The sequence below is a fragment of the Nocardia miyunensis NBRC 108239 genome, assembly GCF_001613065.1.
GTDB lineage: Bacteria > Actinomycetota > Actinomycetes > Mycobacteriales > Mycobacteriaceae > Nocardia > Nocardia miyunensis.
Window position 1 is genome coordinate 1 of sequence record NZ_BDBQ01000177.1, and the last position, 2,700, is coordinate 2,700.

The following is a 2,700-nucleotide window of genomic DNA, read 5'->3' on the forward strand; positions in this document are numbered from 1 at the left end:
TTCGACTCCTCGGATTCGCTTGCCTGATGCGGATATTCGTGCGCGGTCGCCGGAACGAAGGTTTCCTTGATCGAACGCGGCGAGGCCCACCGCAGCAGGTTGAGCGCGGATCCGGCCTTGTCGTCGGTACCCGAGGCGCGGGCGCCGCCGAAGGGCTGCTGACCGACCACCGCGCCGGTCGGCTTGTCGTTGAGGTAGAAGTTCCCGGCCGCGAATCGCAGTGCGGCGCCGGCCTTCTCGACAGCCTGCCGGTCCTGGGCGATGACCGCTCCGGTCAGCGCGTAGGGCGAACCCGAGTCGACCAGATCCAGGACGTCCTCGAACGCGCCGGGGCGCGCGTCGTCGTAGACGTGCACCGACAGGATCGGGCCGAAATACTCGGTACGGAAGGCGTCGTCACCGGGATCGTCGCCGAGCAGCAGGGTCGGGGCGACGAAATAGCCGACGCTGTCGTCGCAGGTGCCGCCCGCCGCGACGGTCAGGCTCGCGGTCGACTTGGCGCGGTCCAGCACACCCGCGAGCCGGTCGAAGGCCCGCCGATCGATCACCGCCCCACCGAAATTCGTGAAATCGGCGACGTCGCCATAGCGCAGCGAACTCACCTTGTCGATCAGGTCCGCGCCCATGCGCTCCCACACCGAACGCGGTACGAACGCCCGCGAGGCCGCCGAGCACTTCTGTCCCTGGTACTCGTACGCGCCGCGGATCAGCGCGGTGGTCAGCACATCCGGGTCGGCCGAGGAGTGCGCGAGCACGAAATCCTTCCCGCCGGTCTCCCCGACCAGCCGCGGATAGCCGCGATACCGGTCGATCCGGTTGCCCACCTCCCGCCACAGATGCTGGAAGGTGCGCGTGGACCCGGTGAAATGAATGCCCGCCAGCCGCGGATCGGCCAGCAGCACGTCGGACACCTCGGGCCCGTTCCCGTGGACCAGATTGATCACGCCGGGCGGCAATCCGGCCGCCTCGAGCAGCCGCATCGTGTGGTAGGCGGCCACCGCCTGGGTCGGCGAGGGTTTCCAGATCACGGTATTGCCCATCAGGGCCGGTGCGGTGGGCAGATTGCCCGCGATCGCGGAGAAGTTGAACGGGGTGATCGCGTAGACGAAACCCTCCAGCGGGCGGTAGTCGGTACGGTTCCACACCCCGGGCGAGGAGTTGGGCTGACCGGCCAGGATCTCCCGGGCGAAATGCACGTTGAAGCGCCAGAAGTCGACCAGTTCGCAGGGCGCGTCGATCTCGGCCTGATAGCAGGTCTTGGACTGGCCGAGCATCGTCGCGGCGGCGATCCGCTCGCGCCAGGGCCCGGCGAGCAGATCGGCCGCACGCAGGAAGATCGCGGCACGTTCGTCGAAAGGCAGTGCGCGCCACGCGGATGCGGCATCGGTCGCGGCGGCCACCGCGTCGCGGGCCTCGTCCGTCTCGGCCAGGCGCAGGGTGCCCAGGACCTCCGCGTGCCGGTGCGGCTGCACCACATCGACCGCGGCTCCGGTGCCGGGACGGTGCCTGCCGTCGATCACGTGGCAGACCTCGGTGGGATTCGCGGCCAGCTCGTTCAGGGCGGCGCGCAGGCGCGCGCGTTCGGGGGTGCCGGGCGCATAGGAGTGCACGGGTTCATTGGTCGGTGCGGGGACCGTGGTGATGGCATCCATAGCAGGAAATAAACACCCGACGAACCGACTCTTTCTTGTCCGATCGGACGAATTGCGGGATGCGTTTTCGTCCGATTGAATGAAGAGTGTGAACCAGTTCATACCGCTCTCGGAACTGCTGTCCGCGCTGACCAGCTCGGTCGTCACGCTGGTGGACGCGCCCGAGGGCGAGGATGTGGCCGTCGGGTCGGCAGCCTTCCTGGATCTGGACGACCCGGCCCCCGATTCGACGCCCGCCCAGCCCCTGCCGGAACTGTATCTGCAGGTCGGGGTGTCGAACGCCGATGCGGTGCGCTGGCTGCGCGAACTCGCCCGGCGCTGCCCGGCGCAGCATCGCCCGCGTGCGATGTTCTCCAAGGGGGCCGACGAGTTGCGCGAGGCCGCCCGCGAGGCCGGACTCGCACTCGTCGCGGTGCATCCGCACGCCCGCTGGGAAATGGTGCACGCACTCGTCGGGCGGCTCATCGGCCAGGGCGGCGGGCCGCTGACCGTGACCTCCGCGCCCGCGCTGGACACCGATCTGTTCGGCCTCGCGGCGTCGGTGGCCGAATCCACGCACGGACTGGTCACCATCGAGGACGACCAGTCCCGGGTGCTGGCATATTCGGCCGACAGCAGCGCCTGCGCCGATGCGGTGCGGCGGCTGTCGGTGCTGGGCCGGCAGGGGCCGCCGGGATATCTGCACTGGCTGCAGCGCGAGGGCATCTTCGACCGGCTGCGCAATACCGGTGACACCGTGGAGGTTCCGGCGCAGCGGGAGTGGGAGACCAAGCGCCGCATCGCCATCGGCATCCGCGAGCCGGGCGCGCCGGGTATCCGCCCGCGCACGGTACTGGGCACGATCTGGGTGCAGGAGGGTGTCGAGCCGCTGCGTTCGGACAGTCCCCAGGTGCTGCGCGGCGCGGCTTCCATTGCCGCACGGGTCATCTGGCGCACCCGGCACGCGCCGACCACCGACGCGCTGCTGATCCAGCGGCTGTTCGGCGCGCACGGCGGCGAGGTCGACGTGGCCGCGTTCGCGCAGGCCTTCGGCGTCGCGGTGGACGGG

At 69.9% G+C, this 2,700-nt stretch carries 1 protein-coding gene and 1 pseudogene; one reads left to right on the forward strand and one right to left on the reverse strand.

All coding sequences use genetic code 11. The annotated features are described in order from the left end of the window. Nucleotides 1-1,652 (reverse strand): L-glutamate gamma-semialdehyde dehydrogenase (gene pruA, locus NM2_RS46815; protein WP_067684256.1); only part of this gene is annotated, 1,652 nt, incomplete at its 3' end. 88 nt (nt 1,653-1,740) lie between these two features. Here pruA and NM2_RS46820 point away from each other — a divergent pair. Further along, nucleotides 1,741-2,700: pseudogene (locus NM2_RS46820) on the forward strand (PucR family transcriptional regulator); the annotation flags it as partial.